This window comes from Enterobacter sp. MG-EB028, assembly GCF_056673305.1.
Genome location: NZ_CP195079.1, coordinates 2293571 through 2311018 on the forward strand (window position 1 = coordinate 2293571; position 17448 = coordinate 2311018).

The following is a 17448-nucleotide window of genomic DNA, read 5'->3' on the forward strand; positions in this document are numbered from 1 at the left end:
AAATAGATAATCACAAACTTGGACAAATAACGTTAATTGTGTAAGTTTTAATTATGCGATTACGCCACGTTGTTTACAGCCAGGATGTGACCCATGAGCACTTTGCCCTCTGTCGTGAGTCGGTTTGTTGAGTACTACGCCGCACTGGATAGCCAGCCGCCTTCCGCGTTGGTGGGGCTTTACCATTCGAATGCCACGCTTATCGATCCATTCGGCGAGCACGACGGGATTTTCGCGCTTCAGCGCTATTTCACCCATCTGCTGGCCAATGTCGAGAAGTGCCGTTTTACCATCGACACGCCGCTGTGCAGCGGTAACCGGTTTGTTGTCACCTGGATAATGCACTGGTCGCACCCGCGGATCGCCGGGGGCGAGCCGCTTGAACTGCCTGGGTGTTCAGTGGTGGAGACGGAAAACGATCTCATCATGCATCAGCGGGACTACTACGATGCGGGAGAGATGATCTACGAACACCTCCCTCTGCTGGGCTGGGCGGTACGCGGCGTGAAGCGGAGGGTCAAATCATGAAGACGGTGCTGATTACCGGCGCAAGCTCGGGCATCGGCGCGGGGCTGGCGAAGTCCTTTGCCGCTGACGGCTTCCACGTGATTGCCTGCGGGCGCGATCCGGCGCGGCTTGAAGCGCTGCATCAGACCTGCCCCAATCTCAACGTTCGCCTGTTCGATATGACAGACAGGGACGCCTGTCGCCAGGCGCTTAGCGGCGTTTACGCCGATCTGGTTATTCTCTGCGCCGGAACCTGCGAATACCTCGACGGTGGCGTGGTGGATGCGGCGCTGGTGGAGCGGGTCATATCCACCAATTTCCTCGGTCCGGTGAACTGCCTGGCCGCGCTGCAGCCGCAGCTGGCCGCCGGCAACCGCGTGGTGCTGGTGAGCTCGATGGCCCACTGGCTTCCCTTCCCGCGGGCAGAGGCCTACGGCGCGTCCAAAGCGGCCCTGAGCTGGTTTGCCGAGAGCCTGCGGCTGGACTGGGAGCCAAAGGGGATTGACGTGACGGTCGTCTCTCCGGGCTTTGTCGATACCCCGCTGACGCGCAAAAACGATTTTGCCATGCCGGGCAGGGTGAGCGTCGACGAGGCGGTCAAGGCGATCCGTACCGGGCTGGCGAAAGGCAAAATGCATATCGCGTTTCCCGCCGGGTTCGGCTTCATTTTGCGGCTGCTCTCCGGGCTGCCCGCGTTTTTGCAGCGCGCGCTGCTGCGTAGGATGGTGCGCTCATGAACATTGCGATTATCGGCAGCGGCATCGCCGGGCTGACCTGCGCCTGGCGTCTGGCCGGGCACCATCAGGTAACCCTGTTTGAAGCGGGAGCCACCCCCGGCGGTCATACCGCTACGGTTGACGTCTCAACGCCACAGGGCACATACGCGATCGACACCGGGTTTATCGTCTACAACGATCGCACCTATCCACGCTTTATGGGCCTGCTCAGCGAGCTCGGCATCAGTGGGCAAAAAACGCAGATGAGCTTTTCGGTGCACAACCCCGAGACGGGGCTGGAGTACAACGGCCACACCCTGACGTCGCTGTTTGCCCAGCGCCGAAACCTCGTGAATCCGGCGTTCTGGCGGCTGCTTGGGGAGATCGTCCGCTTCAATCGTCTGGCAAAACAGGCGCTGGACGGAGAAGTGGACCCGAACGCCACGCTGCAGACGTTTCTGGATCAGCACGGCTTCACGCCGTTTTTCGCGCGCCACTACATTCTGCCGATGGGGGCCGCCATCTGGTCATCGTCGCTGCAGGAGATGAAGCGTTTCCCGCTGCCGCTTTTTTTGCGCTTCTTCCACCACCACGGCCTGCTGGATATCACCCAACGCCCGCAGTGGTACGTGGTGCCGGGCGGCTCGCGGGAGTATATCCGCGCCATGCTCGACAAGCTGGGCGACCGTCTGAATCTGCATCTTAATTCACCGGTGCAGCGCGTGAGCCGCCACGAGCATGGGGTCACGCTTCAGCTCGAAAACGGCGGCCATACCTTCGATCGGGTGATTTTTGCCTGCCACTCCGCCAGCGCGCTGGCAATGCTTGAGAACCCGACGCCCGCCGAACGCGAGGTGCTGGGCGATATCGGCTGGCAGCGCAACGAGGTCGTTTTGCACAGCGATCCGCGCTGGCTGCCGGTGCGGCAGCGCGCGTGGGCCAGCTGGAACTACCGCCTGAGCGCGCAGGAACAGGCCAGCGCCTGCGTGACCTACAACATGAACATTCTGCAGGGGCTGCCTGCGGGCAGTCCGCTGTTCTGCGTCACCCTGAACCCGGACGCGCCGGTGGATGAACGCTTCGTCCTGCAACGCTTTGTCTATGAGCATCCGCTGTTTAACCCGCAAAGCTGGCGGGCGCAGGCGCGTCGCGGCGAGATCAACGGTCATAACCGAAGCTGGTTCTGCGGAGCTTACTGGTACAACGGTTTTCATGAAGACGGTGTGCGCAGCGCGCTGGACGTGGTCAATGAAATAGCCGCCGGGGAGGGGAACTGAGATGAACAGCTGCCTCTATCACGGCGTACTGCGCCACCGCCGCCTTCAGCCGAAAACCCACGAATTCAGCTACGGCGTCTTTATGGCCTGGCTGGATCTTGATGAGCTGCCGCTGCTGGCCTCCGTCGGCGTGCGGCGCAACCGCTTTGCCGCCGCTTCGTTCCACGACGCGGACTATCCGCTCGGCTCGCCCCTTAAAGACAACGTGCTCAACAGGCTGGAGAGCCTGACCGGAGAACGTCCGGACGGACGGGTCATGCTTCTGACGCAGCTGCGCTACTTCGGGTTCCATTTCAATCCGGTCAACTTTTACTACTGCTATGACCGGGAAAACACGCTTCGCTGGGTGCTGGCCGAGGTACGCAACACGCCGTGGAACGAACGTCATTATTACGCGGTCGACGGGCAAAATGCCCGGCCCACGGAAAAGGCGTTTCACGTTTCCCCCTTCAACCCGATGGACATGATCTACCACTGGCGCTTCAACAACCCGGACAACACGCTGCATATGCACATTGAAAATCATCAGGAGGCGAAGGTCTTTGACGCCACCCTGGCGCTGCGCCGGGAACCTCTGACCCGCCAGACGTTGCGCTCGCTGCTGCTGCGTATTCCGCTGATGACCCTGAAAACCGTTTTCGCCATTTACTGGCAGGCGCTGAGGCTGTGGCTCAAGCGCGTGCCGCTGTATAACCATCCCGTCAGCAGGAGTGAACGCTCATGACCGATCCCGTTTTTGCGCTAGAACCCGATTTCCCGCGCAACGCTCGCATTGCGCGCTGGCTGCTGTTTCGTCTGTTAAGCGGCATTCGCGGCGGCTCGCTCACCCTGCGTGAAGGTGCGCAGACCTTCCATTTTGGCGAGACATCCTCCGCGCTGCACGCGGACGTGCAGATCCTCACGCCCGGCGTCTACTGGCGCGTCTTAACGGGCGGGAGCCTTGCTGCGGCAGAAGCATGGATGGACGGCGAATGGGAAACCGCGCAGCTTACGCCGCTTCTGCAAATCCTGGCCCTCAACGGCGAGGTGCTTGGTCGTCTGGAGAAAGGGTTCCGGCTGCTCGGCAGGCCGCTGGAGCGTCTGCGCCACTGGACGCGGCGTAACTCTCGCGCCCAGGCTCGCGAAAATATTGCCGCCCATTACGACCTGGGCAACACCTTCTATGCCCATTTTCTGGATAAGGAGCTGCTTTACTCCAGCGCGCTGTTTACCGCTGACGAGCAGGATCTGACGGCGGCTCAGCAGGCCAAAATGGCGCGCCTGTGCGACCAGCTGGCGCTAAGTCCGGGTGACCACCTGCTGGAAATTGGCACCGGCTGGGGGGCGATGGCGGAATACGCCGCTCGTCATTATGGCTGTCGGGTGACCACCACTACGCTGTCGCAGGAGCAATATATCTGGGCGACCGAGCGGATCGCCCGCGCCGGGTTGCAGGATCGTGTTGAGGTACTGCTCTGCGACTATCGCGACCTCACCGGACAGTACGACAAGCTGGTCTCGATAGAGATGATTGAGGCCGTCGGGCAACGCTATCTGCCGACGTTCTTCCGTACCTGCCAGGCGCGCCTGCGCCCCGGAGGACGGATGGCAATTCAGGCCATCACTATTCAGGACCAGCGCTATCGCGACTACAGCAAAAGCGTCGATTTTATCCAGCGCTACATTTTTCCCGGCGGCTTCCTGCCGAGCATTACCGCGATGAACGAGCTGATGACGCGCCACACCGATTTCGTGGTGCGCAATCTCTTCGACATGGGCCCCGACTACGCCCGCACGCTGGCCCACTGGCGGCAGCGCTTTGTCCACGCCTGGCAGGAGATAGAAAAGCTCGGCTTCGATGAACGGTTTCGCCGCATGTGGCTGTACTACTTCGGCTACTGCGAAGCCGGGTTTAACGCTCGCACCATCAGCGTGGTGCAGCTGACCGCCGAGCGCGTATGAGACGTTACCTTCAGGTCTTTCTGCTGGCCGTGGCGTTCGATGTCTACTGGGCGCTGGTGGTGCTTTTTCGCGAACAGGGCCTGATTATCTGGCTCGGGCTGGCGGTCCTGGCGTGTATGTTATTGCCGTCAGCTTACCGTCTATACGCCATTGGGCTGGCCGCGGCGGGCAGCCTGCTGGATGCGCTCTGGGCGTTGACCGGGCTGATTGCCTTCACGGGTGACTCCCTGATGCCGCTCTGGATGGTGGCATTGTGGCTGATGTTCGCCACCGTCTGGACGCAGCTAACGCGCACCACCACGTTACCCGGCTGGCTGCTGACCCTGCTGGCCGCCGTGGGCGGTCCGGTGGCCTACCTGTTTGGCGAGCGGCTGGGTGCCATCACGTTTCTGGAGCCGACCTTTATCGTCGTCAGCTGGATGGCGCCGGGCTGGCTGGTGTTGATGCTGTTTTTCCACCTGCTGATGGGGAGACAAAAATGAGAGCTGCGGTTCTGCTGCTTTGGCTGATGCTGGTTGTTCCCGGTGCCCAGGCCGCCGACTGGCTGGCCTGGCGTAAGGTGGGCGACGCCACGCTGACCTGGGGGCCGTTCACCGTTTATACCTCCCAGCTGCGTACTCCGGACGGGCGTTACGGTCGGGAGAACCAGGATCAGGCGCTGATTATTACCTATGCGCGGGATATCGATCGCGATGAGCTGGTCGAGGCGACCCGCGATCAGTGGCAGGCGCAGGGGATCCTGCAACGGGAACCCCGGAGTGAAGCCTGGTTACAGATGCTCCGCTCGCTGTGGCCGGATGTCCGGCCAGGCGCACAGCTGGCGTTTGTGCTCGACGACGGGCAAGGGCAGTTCTGGTATCGCGCGTCAGCGGCGCAAACATCCTTTATTCCGCTCGGGCCGCGACAGTCAGAAGCGTTCAGCACCCGTTTTCTGGCCATCTGGCTCGATCCCCGCACGCAATATCCTGAGCTGCGTCAGCAGTTAATCGGAGGCCAAAAATGAAACGAATCCTGACGCTGGCGCTGGCATTCACGATGCTGCTGGCCGGCTGTAGTACCGACGTGTCCGAGTATCGCCAGCAGCAGCCGCGGCTTGATATTTTTGACTACTTTCAGGGCAAAACCGAAGCGTGGGGCATGGTGCAGGATCGCAGCGGCAAGCAGATACGTCGCTTTCACGTTGAGATTGCCGGGGACGTTATTGGCGATACGCTGACGCTGAACGAGCACTTCGTTTACGACGATGGCGAGAAGCAGCAGCGGGTCTGGCATATTCGCCGCGTGGGGAACGACCGCTACGAGGGAACGGCAGGGGATATTGAAGGGGTTGCCACGGGGCAGGCTGCAGGCAACGCCTTTAACTGGCATTACAGCATGAACGTGAAGGCCAACGGCAAAACCTGGCTGCTGAACTTTGACGACTGGATGTACCTGCAGGATGAAACGCATCTGTTTAATAAAACCGAGATGAAGAAATTTGGCGTCACCGTCGCCACGGTGACGCTGTTCTTCACCCGGAAGACGTAAGCTTAGTCGCGAACATTGCCGGTTTTGCTGCTGGAGTAAATGAAGTACAGGGCAATCCCCAGGCACACCACCGCGCCCAGACGGCTCGGTGAAAACGGAATAGCGGGATTGTTCAGCCAGCCAAAGTTATCAATCAGCATACTCATGGCGAGCTGGCCGAAGATCACCGCGACCGTGGCGACGGCGGTGCCGATCCGCTGAACGGCGAGCACCATGATTACGATATAGGGCACGCCAAACATCGCCCCGAGTAGCTGCCATTTCGGCACGTCCAGCAGGCTGACGGCCTGCTTAGGTTCAAAGAAGAAAATCAGCAGGGCGGTGACCAGCGCGCCGACGGAAAACGTCAGAAACGCGCTCTTAAATACCCCGACATTGCTGCCGAGCTGTCCGTTAATCGCCGCCTGGACGCTCAGTGTGGCGCCGCCGCAGACGGCCAGAAGAATCATTATCAGCGTCATAGCATTACCCCTGCGCGACCAGAACCAGTGCCGCAATGATGAATCCCAGTGCGATAAACCGTTTGGCATCGATCTTGCGCGCCTGCGTGCCGAGCAGACCAAAGTGGTCAATGATCAGGCTTTTAAAAATCTGGCCCGCCAGAATACCGATCATCGTCAGGGCGATGCCGATGGCGGGCGTGGCGATAGTCAGAATGACAACGTAAACAGGACCCAGAACGCCGCCGAGCAGCTGCCAGCCGGGCTGTGCGAAAAACGACGGGCTGTTACGCGGGCTGAAAAACAGCATCAGCAGAAAGGTCAGCGCAGCGCCGACCCCGAAAATGCTGAACGTGGCCCATAAATCGCCCACTTCTCCCCCCAATGGCCCCAGCAATCCTGCCTCAACGGAAAGCCCCATCCCGCCGGCAATCACCAGTAAAATCAATACAAACTGCATTTCGCTTCCTCCGTTTTCAGGCGAAGAAGATTACGTCTGTAGACTCGTGAGAAAAATGCCATAATGCAGGAAACACCTTTGCAGGAAATGCATTAATGCCAGATGCCGGAAGCATGAACCTTCGATCGCTGCTGCTGTTTATTGCCGTCTATGAAACGCAAAACTTTTCCGTCGTTGCGCGGCGGGAGGGGATTTCTGCATCGCAGGTGTCGCGCATTGTTCATCAGCTTGAGGACGCGCTCGGCCAGCAGCTCTTCTATCGCAATACCCGGGCGGTGATCCCCACGGAAAGCGGGGATCTGTTTATCCGCTATGCCCGGGCGATGGTCGATAACTTCGAAGAGGCGCGGCGGGAGCTGGATGAGCGTTCGACCGAACCTTCCGGCACGGTCCGCATTAACGGGCCGGTATTTTTTGGACAGAGGCACGTTGCACCCGGCCTGGCAGGCCTGGCCGAGAGTTATCCACGGTTAACCATAGAGCTGACGCTGACTGATGACTTTATCGACCCGCACCGGGATGCCGCCGATCTCATCTTCCGCATCGGCACGCTGACGGATTCGACATTCCACGCCCGTGTTTTCGGGCAGCAGCGCTACCACCTTGCCGCGTCGCCCGCGTACCTGCGTCAACACGGCGTACCGGTCGATCCGGCCGAGCTGAGCCAGCATAAATGCCTGGTCTATCGCGGTTCGTCCGGGCCTAACCGCTGGCTGGTGCGGCGCAAGGGGGAGAATTGGGTGCACTATCCTGTCGCGCCGCTGATGACGTCCAATAGTGCGGAGTCGCTGCTCGTTGCCGCGCTGGGTGGGATGGGGATCGTCCTGTTTCCGGACTGGCTGATTGGCGACAGGCTGCAGCGGGGGGAGCTGGTCGCCCTTATGCCGGAAATGGCCTGCGCCATCAACACGGAGCAACTGAATATCGCGGCGATTTACCCTAACGCACGTCATCCGCCCCTGAACGTCAGGGCGGTGATTGATTATTACGTAGCGTTTTTCGGCTCGCCGCTCTACTGGCAAGCGTAAGGCAATTACGCGCCGAGCTCCTTGCGGATGATCTCTGCGCCGGCGCTGAGTGCTTTCAGCTTGCCGTTAGCCACCTGGCGAGAAAGCGGAGCCATGCCGCAGTTGGTTGACGGGTAAAGCTTGTCCGCATCGACGAACTGCAGCGCTTTACGCAGCGTATCGGCCACTTCCTCCGGCGTTTCAACGGCGTTGGTTGCTACGTCAATCGCGCCGACCATCACTTTCTTACCACGGATCAGCTCCAGCAGATCCATCGGTACGCGGGAGTTGTGGCACTCCAGGGAGATGATGTCGATGTTAGAGGTCTGCAGCTTAGGGAAGGCCTCTTCGTACTGGCGCCACTCGGATCCGAGCGTCTTTTTCCAGTCGGTATTGGCCTTGATGCCATAGCCGTAGCAGATGTGTACCGCGGTTTCGCACTTCAGCCCTTCGATTGCACGCTCCAGCGCGGCGATGCCCCAGTCGTTGACCTCGTCAAAAAAGACGTTAAACGCCGGTTCATCAAACTGGATAATATCCACGCCCGCGGCCTCTAACTCACGCGCTTCCTGATTGAGAATTTTGGCGAATTCCCAGGCCAGCTTTTCGCGGCTTTTATAATGCGCGTCGTAAAGGGTGTCGATCATAGTCATCGGCCCGGGCAGGGCCCATTTGATCGGCTTATCGGTAAGCTGGCGCAGGTACTTCGCATCGTCCACGAATACCGGCTTCTGACGCGCAACAGCAGAAACCACGGTCGGCACGCTGGCGTCATAGCGGTTACGAATGCGCACCGTCTGGCGGTTCTCAAAATCGACGCCGCTCAGGTGTTCAATAAAGGTGGTGACGAAGTGCTGGCGGGTCTGTTCCCCGTCGCTGACAATATCGATTCCCGCACGGATCTGCTCATCCAGAGACAGGCGCAGCGCATCCTGTTTACCCGCCAGCAGTTCCTGATCCTGCAACTTCCACGGAGACCAGAGCGTTTCAGGTTGCGCAAGCCAGGTCGGCTTAGGCAGGCTGCCAGCTGTAGACGTCGGGAGCAATGTTTTCATAATAAAAGACCTTTTTTGATAAATTAAAGCGCGTAGTTATCAGACCACTGCTCAAGAATGTGTTTATAAGGCTTAATGAAATATTCTTCAGTAAATCGACCCTGTTCAATCGCCAGGCGGCTTCGCTCTTCGCGGTCATAAACAATTTTGGTTAATGAATGGTCCTGTTGGTTCAGATCAGGGCGATAAAACAGTCCCGCCGCCGAGTTTGCGTTATAAATTTCCGGGCGATAGATTTTCTGGAACGTCTCCATCGTGCTGATGGTGGCAATCAGTTCCAGATCGGTATAATCACTCAGTAAATCCCCGGTAAAGAAGAACGCGAAAGGCGCCACGCTATTCTCCGGCATGAAGTAGCGCACCTTCAGGCCCATTTTGGCGAAGTACAGTTCCGTTAGCGACTCGCCATCGGGATGATACTCAATGCCCAGCACAGGATGCTGGTTGCCGGTGCGGCGGTAGGTGTCTTTGCTGGAAACGCTCAGGCAGATTACCGGGCCCTTTTTGAAGCTCTCTTTATATTCCGGGGAATTTCTAAAATGGCGGAAAATATTGCCGTGCAGTTCGCCAAATTTATCCGGAATGCTAAAGTGCTGCTGATTCTTATTGTGTTCCAGCAGCCGCACGCTGAAATCATAATCCCGCACGTAAGAAGAGAAATTATTCCCGACAATGCCAGGGATGCGCTGGTTATTTTTCTTGTCGACAATATACGTTTGTAATACCTCAATGGCCGGGAACGGCTTTTCCGCGCCAATGTTCAGGTCAACTGAGATAATTTCAAGCTCAACCGCGTAGCGATCGGCATTTGGGTTATCCCAGTGCGCCAGGGCGTTAAAGCGGTTGTTGATCATCACCAGCGTATTGCGCAGGTTTTCCTGACGTTTTTCTCCGCGCGCCAGGTTGGCAAAGTTGGTGGTCGTACGCGTATTTTCAGACGGGTTGTAATTCTCATCGAAGCAACTGCGCTTAAGGGTATATGTGAAAGCTTTGCTCATTGTGGTTATGCATCCTAAGTTCATGTTGCTAAGAAGTTACCGATGCATAATTTATGCCTGAGCCCGCGGCGCAGGGGAAGTGACTTAATTTCAATGCAACATGAGCGAAGTTCATGATGTTGATCACAAATTCCCTCGACTCTCGTGCAGCGTCAGTTTTTTTGCGAAACAGACGGCTTCTTGCCTGCCGATGTAGGGGCCATAGTTATCAATTACACGGTAGCCATTTCGCTCATAAAATTTCACCGCACGTGCATTAACGTGTCGGGTTTCTAGCCAGATTTCGCTATAGCCTGGACGTAGTGCCGACGCTTCAAGAAAAGCCAGTAAAGCCTTACCAATCCCCGGCTCGCTCCTGTCGGAATACATGCGTTTCAGCTCCGCAACCTGTTCGGAGAGGGGGCGCAAAGCCGCACATCCAACGGCTTTATCTTTTTCATTCCTGGCGACAACCCACAGGGCGCGTTCGGCCATCATCGAGTCGACGTTAAAATGACGCCTGCCGCCATCCCCGGTGATATTCGCCAGTTCTGATGACAATTTTTCAATCAGACGCAGGGATTCAGAAGTGTGCAGGTCGGCTTTTTTAATCGTTATCATTGGAGGATTCCATTGAGCTTTATTTTTCAGACGTCAAATTATCAGACGGTTAAGTTGAGTCGTCCTATGTTTTACTTATGTTTCGGCACGCGCTTAATGACGCTATAATCCCCAAAATTTCCAACCGGTTTAGAAACGATCATGACAAAACTCACCTTACAAGAGCAGATGCTGAAAGCGGGCCTGGTCAGCAGCAAAAAAGCGGCGAAAGTGCAGCGCACGGCAAAGAAATCACGCGTTCAGGCGCGTGAGGCTCGGGAAGCGGTAGAAGAGAACAAGAAGGCGCAGATCGAGCGTGACAAGCTGCTGAGCGAGCAGCAGAAGCAGGCCGTACTCGCGAAAGAGTTTAAAGCGCAGGTGAAGCAGCTGATCGAGATGAACCGCATCACCGTGGCGAAAGGCAACATCACCTTTAACTTCACCGACGGTACTCTCATCAAAAAAATCGAGGTCGACAAGCAGACGCAAACTCAGCTGATCAACGGTCGTCTGGCGATTGCCCGTCTGGTGATTAACGCCAGCGGCGACTGCGAATACGCGATTATTCCGGCGGTAGTGGCCGATAAAATCGCCCAGCGCGATGCCGACAGCATCGTGCTTAACAGCGCGCTGAGCCAGGAAGAACAGGACGAAGACGATCCGTACGCGGACTTCAAAATCCCTGACGATTTGATGTGGTAAACCGCATTCAGAACGGGGCGGCGTGACGGGCGTTAACCGGCTCTCCGCTCACGGGATGAATAAAATTCAGAACGCTTGCATGCAGCATCAGCCGGGGCGTTCCCTCAGCCCCCGGCGCGTCAAGACCGCCATACAGATCGCAGCCCAGAATCGGGTGCCCCAGCCGCTGGCAGTGGATGCGCAGCTGGTGGGTTCGCCCGGTTTCCGGCGTGAGTTCAACCCGCGTTAACGGCAGTCCCGTACCCTGATAAAACCGTTCCACCACCCGATAGCGGGAGCGGGCGGGTTTACCGTTGATGGCGCAGATCGACATCAGCGGAAACAGCGCCGGGTCTTTGGCAATCGGTGCGTCTATGACTCCCTCATCGTTTTCCAGATGTCCGCAAAGCAGAGCGCTGTAGACTTTCTCCACGCTGCGCTGGCTGAACTGCTGGCACAGCGCCGCGTTGATGGCCTTATTGCGCGCAACCACCATCAGCCCGGACGTGCCGAAATCCAGACGGTGTACCAGCGTGCAGCCGGGGAACGTCTGGACCAGACGATAATGGACAGAATCGAGGTTTTGCGGATTTTTGCCCGAGAGGCTGAGCAGGCCGGAAGGCTTATCGATCAGCAGCAGATGTTCATCCTGCCAGAGGATATTGATGTCGTCGTGACACGGTGGGGCTATAAAAGAATCGATAATCGCAGACATCAGGCCGCCCGGCTGGAGAGTAGGTGCGGATGATAACGAAATGCGGGGAAAAAGAAAAACCCTCCCACCGGGCGGTGAGAGGGCAAAATCTTACGCTGCTACCAGGCTGTCGATGGCGGCTTTCGCATCGGTCTGCGCTTTGGTCGCCACTTCCGGACCGTAAGCGATACCTTCAGCGAACACGAAGTTCACGTCGGTGATGCCGATGAAGCCCAGGAACAGGCTCAGGTACGGCGCAACCAGGTCGGTTGGGGTATCTTTATGGATGCCGCCACGGCTGGTCAGGACGATCGCACGTTTACCTTTCACCAGACCTTCAGGGCCGTTCTCGGTGTAGCGGAAGGTTACGCCAGCGCGCGCCACCAGGTCGAAGTAGTTCTTCAGCTGGGTAGGGATGTTGAAGTTGTACATTGGGGCGTTGATAACGATAACGTCGTGCGCCTGCAGCTCAGCAATCAGCTCGTCGGACAGGGCCAGCGCTTCCTGCTGACGTGGAGACAGCGGTGCATCGCTTGGGCGCAGCGCGCCAACCAACTCGCCGTCCAGCACAGGAATTGGGTTTGCAGCCAGGTCACGCACGGTGATTTGATCTGCGGAATGCTGTTCACGCCACTGTTCAACGAAGTAATCAGACAGCTGACCAGACTGAGAGTACCCTGCCAGAATGCTGGATTTCAAAACTAATACTTTGCTCATGGGTGATTCCTGTTTTTGCATTTGATTGAAGGGGGTTGCCCCGTTGCTTGTTGACACTCTATTCACAATCCTGTCGCAGGGATAGCGCAATATATCGAAGCCTATGTTCGAATTTTTTGAATAAGGCGCTGAAAGCGTCGATGTGGTACTCTATAGCAATCATTAAAAAGAGATTTTACCCGGCAGAGCACTGCCCATTAATGCTATGACAGAACAACAAAAAATCACCTTCCCGATGCTCCTGCAACAGCTTGATTCCCTGATGCTGCGCGATAAACAGCGGTTTTCACGCCGGCTGCACGGCGTGAAGAAGGTTAAAAATCCTGATGCACAACAGGCCATTTACCAGGAGATGGCGAAAGAGATTGAACAGGCGGCAGGGAAGGTTGTGCTGCGCGAAGCCGCACGTCCGGCGATTACCTACCCGGAAAACCTCCCCGTCAGCCAGAAAAAACAGGACATCCTTGAGGCCGTTCGCGACCACCAGGTAGTGATTGTCGCGGGTGAAACCGGTTCGGGAAAAACCACCCAGCTGCCGAAAATCTGTATGGAGCTTGGGCGAGGGCTAAAAGGGCTGATTGGCCACACCCAGCCGCGTCGTCTGGCGGCGCGTACCGTGGCGAACCGTATTGCCGAAGAGTTGCAGACGGAGCCGGGCGGCTGCATTGGTTATAAGGTGCGATTCAGCGACCACGTTAGTGATAACACCATGGTCAAGCTGATGACCGACGGTATTCTGCTGGCGGAAATCCAGCAGGATCGCCTGCTGATGCAGTACGACACCATCATCATTGACGAAGCGCACGAGCGCAGCCTGAACATCGACTTCCTGCTCGGCTACCTGAAAGAGCTGCTGCCGCGTCGCCCGGATCTCAAAATCATCATCACCTCCGCGACCATCGACCCGGAACGCTTCTCGAAGCATTTCAACAATGCGCCGATTATTGAGGTGTCAGGCCGCACGTATCCGGTTGAAGTGCGCTATCGCCCGATTGTTGAAGAGGCGGATGATACCGAGCGCGACCAGCTGCAGGCCATCTTCGACGCCGTTGACGAGCTGGGCAACGAAAGCGCGGGCGACATTCTGATCTTCATGAGCGGCGAGCGCGAGATCCGCGATACCGCCGATGCGCTCAGCAAGCGCGACCTGCGCCACACGGAAATCCTGCCGCTGTATGCCCGCCTGTCCAACAGCGAACAGAACCGCGTCTTCCAGCCGCACAGCGGACGCCGTATCGTTCTGGCGACCAACGTGGCGGAAACCTCGCTCACCGTGCCGGGGATTAAATACGTGATCGACCCGGGCACGGCGCGCATCAGCCGCTACAGCTACCGCACGAAGGTTCAGCGGCTGCCGATTGAGCCGGTCTCTCAGGCTTCTGCTAACCAGCGTAAAGGCCGCTGCGGCCGCGTGTCGGAAGGGATCTGTATTCGTCTCTATTCCGAAGATGATTTCCTGTCACGTCCGGAATTTACCGACCCGGAAATTCTGCGCACCAACCTGGCGTCCGTTATCCTGCAGATGACCGCGCTGGGGCTGGGCGACATCGCGGCGTTCCCGTTCGTCGAAGCGCCGGACAAGCGCAACATTCAGGACGGCGTACGTCTGCTGGAAGAGCTTGGCGCCATTACCACCGACGAACAGGCGAGCATCTATAAGCTGACGCCGCTGGGCCGCCAGCTCAGCCAGCTGCCGGTGGATCCGCGTCTGGCCCGTATGGTGCTGGAAGCGCAAAAGCACGGCTGCGTGCGCGAGGCGATGATCATTACCTCGGCGCTCTCCATCCAGGACCCGCGCGAGCGTCCGATGGACAAACAGCAGGCGTCTGACGAAAAGCATCGTCGCTTCCACGACAAAGAGTCCGACTTCCTCGCCTTCGTGAACCTGTGGAACTATCTCGGCGAGCAGCAGAAAGCGCTCTCCTCGAACCAGTTCCGCCGTCAGTGCCGCGTGGATTTCCTCAACTACCTGCGCGTTCGCGAGTGGCAGGATATCTACACCCAGTTGCGCCAGGTGGTGAAAGAGCTGGGTATTCCGGTTAACAGCGAGCCGGCGGAGTACCGCGAAATTCATATCGCGCTGCTGACCGGCCTGTTGTCGCATATCGGGATGAAAGATGCGGACAAGCAGGAGTACACCGGCGCGCGCAACGCTCGCTTCTCCATCTTCCCCGGTTCCGGCCTGTTCAAAAAGCCGCCGAAATGGACCATGGTCGCCGAGCTGGTGGAAACCAGCCGCCTGTGGGGGCGCATTGCCGCGCGTATCGATCCGGAATGGGTTGAGCCGGTGGCGCAGCACCTGCTGAAACGCTCGTACAGTGAACCGCACTGGGAGCGCGCGCAGGGCGCGGTAATGGCGACCGAAAAGGTGACCGTTTACGGCCTGCCGGTGGTCGCCGCGCGTAAGGTTAACTACAGCCAGATCGATCCGGCACTCAGCCGCGAGCTGTTTATCCGCCACGCGCTGGTGGAGGGGGACTGGCAGACGCGTCACGCCTTCTTCCGTGAAAACCTGAAGCTGCGTGCCGAGGTGGAGGAGCTTGAGCACAAGTCCCGCCGTCGCGATATTCTGGTGGACGATGAGGCGCTGTTTGAGTTTTACGACCAGCGCATCAGCCACGATGTTATCTCCGCCCGCCACTTCGACAGCTGGTGGAAAAAGGCCAGCAAAGAGACGCCGGACCTGCTCAACTTCGAAAAGAGCATGCTTATTAAAGAGGGGGCGGAGTCGGTCAGCAAGCTCGACTACCCGAACTTCTGGCATCAGGGAAACCTTAAGCTGCGGCTGACCTATCAGTTTGAACCGGGTGCCGACGCGGATGGCGTGACCGTTCATATTCCGCTGCCGCTGTTAAATCAGGTCGATGAGGGCGGCTTTGAGTGGCAAATCCCCGGCCTGCGCCGCGAGCTGGTGATTGCGCTGATCAAATCCCTGCCGAAACCGGTGCGCCGTAACTTTGTACCTGCGCCAAACTATGCGGAAGCGTTTTTAGGCCGCGTCACGCCGCTGGAGCTGCCGCTGCTGGACGCGCTGGAGCGCGAGTTCCGCCGCATGACCGGTACCACCATCGACCGCGAAGACTGGAACTGGGATCAGGTGCCCGATCACCTGAAAATCAGCTTCCGCGTAGTGGACGATAAAAACAAAAAGCTGCTGGAAGGGCGTTCGCTGAGCGAGCTGAAAGAGGCGCTGAAGGGGAAAGTTCAGGAGACGCTTTCTGCGGTGGCGGACGATGGTATCGAGCAAAGTGGGCTGCACATCTGGAGCTTTGGCCAGCTTCCGGAAAGCTACGAGCAGAAGCGCGGGAACTATAAGGTCAAGGCCTGGCCTGCGCTGGTGGACGAGCGCGACAGCGTGGCGATCAAACTCTTTGATAATCCGCAGGAACAGCAGCAGATGATGTGGCGCGGGCTGCGCCGCCTGCTGCTGCTGAACATCCCGTCGCCGATCAAGTATCTGCACGAGAAGCTGCCGAACAAGGCCAAGCTGGGGCTCTACTTTAACCCGTACGGCAAGGTGCTGGATCTGATTGACGACTGCATCTCCTGCGGCGTGGACAAGCTGATCCACGAGGCAGGCGGTCCGGTCTGGACGGAAGAGGGCTTTGCACAGCTTCATGAGAAGGTGCGCGCCGAGCTGAACGACACCGTAGTGGAGATTGCCAAACAGGTCGAGCAGATCCTTACCGCTGTGTTCAATATCAACAAGCGCCTGAAGGGGCGCGTGGATATGACCATGGCGCTGGGGCTCTCGGACGTGAAGGCGCAGATGGCGGGGCTGGTGTACCGCGGCTTTGTCACCGGGAATGGCTTCGCACGCCTGGGTGACACCCTGCGTTATCTCCAGGCGATTGAAAAACGTCTGGAGAAAATGGCCATCGATCCGCACCGCGATCGCGCGCAGATGCTGAAGGTCGAAAGCGTGCAGCAGGCGTGGCAGCAGTGGCTAAACAAGCTGCCGCCGACGCGCCGCGACGATGAAGACGTGCAGGCGATCCGCTGGATGATCGAGGAGCTGCGCGTCAGCTTCTTTGCCCAGCAGCTCGGTACGCCGTATCCGATTTCGGATAAGCGTATTCTGCAGGCGATGGAGCAGATTTCCGCTTAAGCCCCGGTTTTCTCCCTCTCCCTGTGGGAGAGGGGCGGGGTGAGGGCATCATCCCGCACATTTTTTCACCCGTTCACCATCGCCAGCGTAAACCCATCCCATCCTTTAACCCCCACCGTCTGCAGCGCGGTGGCGGTTACGCGCGGGTTATCCCCAATCATCTCGATAAAACGCCGCACGCCCTGCACGCGCGCGTCGTCGCTTTCCCCGTTAATGACTTCGCCGTCGCGCACCACGTTATCGCCAATGATTATCGTGCCGGGACGGGAATAGTGCAGCGCCCACTCCAGATAGCCGGGATTGTTGGGCTTATCGGCATCGATAAAAATTAAATCGAACGGGGAAACGTCACCGAAATTCTCCAGCGAGTTCAGCGCTGGGCCTTCAATCAGTTCAATGCGATCGTTTAGCCCCGCGAGGTGAATATTCTGGCGGGCAACATTGGCATGCGTCGGGTCAGCCTCAAGCGTAATCAGCTTTCCATCCGGCGGCAGGGCGCGCGCCATCCAGATTGAGCTATAGGCACCCAGCGTACCGATCTCAAGTATCCGCCGCGCCTGCGTCATGCGTACGAACAGCGCCAGCAGCTGCCCCTGATTGGCCGCTACGTCGTGTTCGGGTAGCCCGGCGCGTTTGTTGTTTTCCAGTACCTGATGAAGTACGTCATCGTCAGGGATAAGCGAAGAAATCATGTAATTATCTACTGCAGACCATTGTTGTTGCATAGATTGACTCCTTGGA

At 58.0% G+C, this 17448-nt stretch carries 19 protein-coding genes; 11 read left to right on the forward strand and 8 right to left on the reverse strand.

Annotated elements, in window-relative coordinates; all coding sequences use genetic code 11:
- The first annotated feature begins 93 nt into the window (after nucleotides 1–93).
- The 8 genes from ACR42C_RS10950 to ACR42C_RS10985 are packed head-to-tail and all read left to right on the forward strand — an operon-like array spanning nucleotide 94 to nucleotide 5968.
- On the forward strand, nucleotides 94–528 hold the full coding sequence (locus tag ACR42C_RS10950) for a nuclear transport factor 2 family protein (RefSeq protein ID WP_192982463.1): 435 nt from the start codon (nucleotides 94–96) through the stop codon (nucleotides 526–528).
- Nucleotides 525–1244 carry an SDR family NAD(P)-dependent oxidoreductase gene (locus ACR42C_RS10955; RefSeq protein WP_163329241.1) on the forward strand — a complete coding sequence of 240 codons (720 nt, stop codon included), beginning with the start codon at nucleotides 525–527 and terminating at the stop codon, nucleotides 1242–1244. Before ACR42C_RS10950 ends, ACR42C_RS10955 begins: the two co-directional genes overlap by 4 nt.
- On the forward strand, nucleotides 1241–2500 hold the full coding sequence (locus tag ACR42C_RS10960) for an NAD(P)/FAD-dependent oxidoreductase (RefSeq protein WP_479985123.1): 1260 nt from the start codon (nucleotides 1241–1243) through the stop codon (nucleotides 2498–2500). Before ACR42C_RS10955 ends, ACR42C_RS10960 begins: the two co-directional genes overlap by 4 nt.
- Before the next feature lies 1 nt (nucleotide 2501).
- Nucleotides 2502–3224 (forward strand): DUF1365 domain-containing protein, encoded by a 723-nt coding sequence (locus tag ACR42C_RS10965; protein ID WP_479985124.1) that lies wholly within the window; start codon nucleotides 2502–2504, stop codon nucleotides 3222–3224.
- Entirely contained in the window at nucleotides 3221–4441 is a 1221-nt protein-coding gene (locus ACR42C_RS10970) for an SAM-dependent methyltransferase (protein ID WP_302218549.1), read from the forward strand. The genes ACR42C_RS10965 and ACR42C_RS10970 overlap by 4 nt, the downstream gene beginning before the upstream one ends.
- Nucleotides 4438–4923, forward strand: coding sequence for a DUF2878 domain-containing protein (locus tag ACR42C_RS10975; protein WP_479985125.1), 486 nt, complete (start codon nucleotides 4438–4440; stop codon nucleotides 4921–4923). The genes ACR42C_RS10970 and ACR42C_RS10975 overlap by 4 nt, the downstream gene beginning before the upstream one ends.
- Nucleotides 4920–5444: a chalcone isomerase family protein gene (locus tag ACR42C_RS10980; protein ID WP_479985126.1), complete on the forward strand. Its 525-nt coding sequence runs from the start codon at nucleotides 4920–4922 to the stop codon at nucleotides 5442–5444. Before ACR42C_RS10975 ends, ACR42C_RS10980 begins: the two co-directional genes overlap by 4 nt.
- Nucleotides 5441–5968 (forward strand): DUF3833 domain-containing protein, encoded by a 528-nt coding sequence (locus ACR42C_RS10985; protein ID WP_479985127.1) that lies wholly within the window; start codon nucleotides 5441–5443, stop codon nucleotides 5966–5968. The genes ACR42C_RS10980 and ACR42C_RS10985 overlap by 4 nt, the downstream gene beginning before the upstream one ends.
- 2 nt (nucleotides 5969–5970) lie before the next feature.
- On the opposite strand, the gene ACR42C_RS10990 is transcribed toward ACR42C_RS10985, so the two are convergent.
- Both ACR42C_RS10990 and ACR42C_RS10995 read right to left on the reverse strand, forming a co-directional pair.
- Entirely contained in the window at nucleotides 5971–6429 is a 459-nt protein-coding gene (locus ACR42C_RS10990; RefSeq protein ID WP_233003537.1) for a DMT family transporter, read from the reverse strand.
- Between the two features lie 4 nt (nucleotides 6430–6433).
- On the reverse strand, nucleotides 6434–6868 hold the full coding sequence (locus ACR42C_RS10995; protein WP_233003536.1) for a DMT family transporter: 435 nt from the start codon (nucleotides 6866–6868) through the stop codon (nucleotides 6434–6436).
- A 95-nt stretch (nucleotides 6869–6963) separates the two neighbouring features.
- On the opposite strand from ACR42C_RS10995, the gene ACR42C_RS11000 reads away from it, so the two are divergent.
- Nucleotides 6964–7896, forward strand: a complete 933-nt coding sequence (locus ACR42C_RS11000; RefSeq protein ID WP_479985128.1) for a LysR family transcriptional regulator — start codon at nucleotides 6964–6966, stop codon at nucleotides 7894–7896.
- A gap of 5 nt (nucleotides 7897–7901) precedes the next feature.
- On the opposite strand, the gene ACR42C_RS11005 is transcribed toward ACR42C_RS11000, so the two are convergent.
- The 3 genes from ACR42C_RS11005 to ACR42C_RS11015 all read right to left on the reverse strand — a co-directional run bounded on the left by ACR42C_RS11005 (nucleotide 7902) and on the right by ACR42C_RS11015 (nucleotide 10528).
- Nucleotides 7902–8930, reverse strand: coding sequence for a methionine synthase (locus tag ACR42C_RS11005; RefSeq protein WP_023311627.1), 1029 nt, complete (start codon nucleotides 8928–8930; stop codon nucleotides 7902–7904).
- Nucleotides 8931–8953: 23 nt separating this feature from the next.
- Nucleotides 8954–9928: a DUF1852 domain-containing protein gene (locus tag ACR42C_RS11010; protein WP_479985129.1), complete on the reverse strand. Its 975-nt coding sequence runs from the start codon at nucleotides 9926–9928 to the stop codon at nucleotides 8954–8956.
- A gap of 123 nt (nucleotides 9929–10051) precedes the next feature.
- Nucleotides 10052–10528, reverse strand: coding sequence for a GNAT family N-acetyltransferase (locus tag ACR42C_RS11015; RefSeq protein WP_316379090.1), 477 nt, complete (start codon nucleotides 10526–10528; stop codon nucleotides 10052–10054).
- 141 nt (nucleotides 10529–10669) lie between these two features.
- Between ACR42C_RS11015 and ACR42C_RS11020 the strand changes: the two genes are divergently transcribed.
- A complete protein-coding gene (locus ACR42C_RS11020; RefSeq protein ID WP_229225830.1) occupies nucleotides 10670–11209 on the forward strand; it encodes a DUF2058 domain-containing protein in 540 nt (179 codons plus the stop codon).
- Between the two features lie 7 nt (nucleotides 11210–11216).
- Here ACR42C_RS11020 and ACR42C_RS11025 read toward each other — a convergent pair whose 3' ends face one another.
- Complete coding sequence (locus ACR42C_RS11025; protein ID WP_163329261.1) at nucleotides 11217–11903, reverse strand: RluA family pseudouridine synthase; 687 nt, start codon at nucleotides 11901–11903, stop codon at nucleotides 11217–11219.
- A gap of 90 nt (nucleotides 11904–11993) precedes the next feature.
- Nucleotides 11994–12599 carry an FMN-dependent NADH-azoreductase gene (azoR, locus tag ACR42C_RS11030; RefSeq protein WP_116340063.1) on the reverse strand — a complete coding sequence of 202 codons (606 nt, stop codon included), beginning with the start codon at nucleotides 12597–12599 and terminating at the stop codon, nucleotides 11994–11996.
- A gap of 205 nt (nucleotides 12600–12804) precedes the next feature.
- On the opposite strand from azoR, the gene hrpA reads away from it, so the two are divergent.
- Complete coding sequence (hrpA, locus tag ACR42C_RS11035) at nucleotides 12805–16707, forward strand: ATP-dependent RNA helicase HrpA (RefSeq protein WP_316379091.1); 3903 nt, start codon at nucleotides 12805–12807, stop codon at nucleotides 16705–16707.
- A gap of 65 nt (nucleotides 16708–16772) precedes the next feature.
- On the opposite strand, the gene ACR42C_RS11040 is transcribed toward hrpA, so the two are convergent.
- A complete protein-coding gene (locus tag ACR42C_RS11040) occupies nucleotides 16773–17432 on the reverse strand; it encodes an O-methyltransferase (RefSeq protein ID WP_316379092.1) in 660 nt (219 codons plus the stop codon).
- Nucleotides 17433–17448 lie beyond the last annotated feature (16 nt).

Bases quoted from the DNA above. Each gene is read 5' to 3' on its own strand.
- ACR42C_RS10990 (WP_233003537.1), bottom strand. From the start codon at position 6,429: ATGACGCTGATAATGATTCTTCTGGCCGTCTGCGGCGGCGCCACACTG.
- ACR42C_RS11000 (WP_479985128.1), top strand. From the start codon at position 6,964: ATGCCAGATGCCGGAAGCATGAACCTTCGATCGCTGCTGCTGTTTATT.
- ACR42C_RS11010 (WP_479985129.1), bottom strand. From the start codon at position 9,928: ATGAGCAAAGCTTTCACATATACCCTTAAGCGCAGTTGCTTCGATGAG.
- ACR42C_RS10970 (WP_302218549.1), top strand. From the start codon at position 3,221: ATGACCGATCCCGTTTTTGCGCTAGAACCCGATTTCCCGCGCAACGCT.
- ACR42C_RS10950 (WP_192982463.1), top strand. From the start codon at position 94: ATGAGCACTTTGCCCTCTGTCGTGAGTCGGTTTGTTGAGTACTACGCC.
- azoR (WP_116340063.1), bottom strand. From the start codon at position 12,599: ATGAGCAAAGTATTAGTTTTGAAATCCAGCATTCTGGCAGGGTACTCT.
- ACR42C_RS10985 (WP_479985127.1), top strand. From the start codon at position 5,441: ATGAAACGAATCCTGACGCTGGCGCTGGCATTCACGATGCTGCTGGCC.
- ACR42C_RS11025 (WP_163329261.1), bottom strand. From the start codon at position 11,903: ATGTCTGCGATTATCGATTCTTTTATAGCCCCACCGTGTCACGACGAC.
- ACR42C_RS11015 (WP_316379090.1), bottom strand. From the start codon at position 10,528: ATGATAACGATTAAAAAAGCCGACCTGCACACTTCTGAATCCCTGCGT.
- ACR42C_RS10980 (WP_479985126.1), top strand. From the start codon at position 4,920: ATGAGAGCTGCGGTTCTGCTGCTTTGGCTGATGCTGGTTGTTCCCGGT.
- ACR42C_RS10995 (WP_233003536.1), bottom strand. From the start codon at position 6,868: ATGCAGTTTGTATTGATTTTACTGGTGATTGCCGGCGGGATGGGGCTT.
- ACR42C_RS10955 (WP_163329241.1), top strand. From the start codon at position 525: ATGAAGACGGTGCTGATTACCGGCGCAAGCTCGGGCATCGGCGCGGGG.
- hrpA (WP_316379091.1), top strand. From the start codon at position 12,805: ATGACAGAACAACAAAAAATCACCTTCCCGATGCTCCTGCAACAGCTT.
- ACR42C_RS10965 (WP_479985124.1), top strand. From the start codon at position 2,502: ATGAACAGCTGCCTCTATCACGGCGTACTGCGCCACCGCCGCCTTCAG.
- ACR42C_RS11020 (WP_229225830.1), top strand. From the start codon at position 10,670: ATGACAAAACTCACCTTACAAGAGCAGATGCTGAAAGCGGGCCTGGTC.
- ACR42C_RS11040 (WP_316379092.1), bottom strand. From the start codon at position 17,432: ATGCAACAACAATGGTCTGCAGTAGATAATTACATGATTTCTTCGCTT.
- ACR42C_RS10960 (WP_479985123.1), top strand. From the start codon at position 1,241: ATGAACATTGCGATTATCGGCAGCGGCATCGCCGGGCTGACCTGCGCC.
- ACR42C_RS10975 (WP_479985125.1), top strand. From the start codon at position 4,438: ATGAGACGTTACCTTCAGGTCTTTCTGCTGGCCGTGGCGTTCGATGTC.
- ACR42C_RS11005 (WP_023311627.1), bottom strand. From the start codon at position 8,930: ATGAAAACATTGCTCCCGACGTCTACAGCTGGCAGCCTGCCTAAGCCG.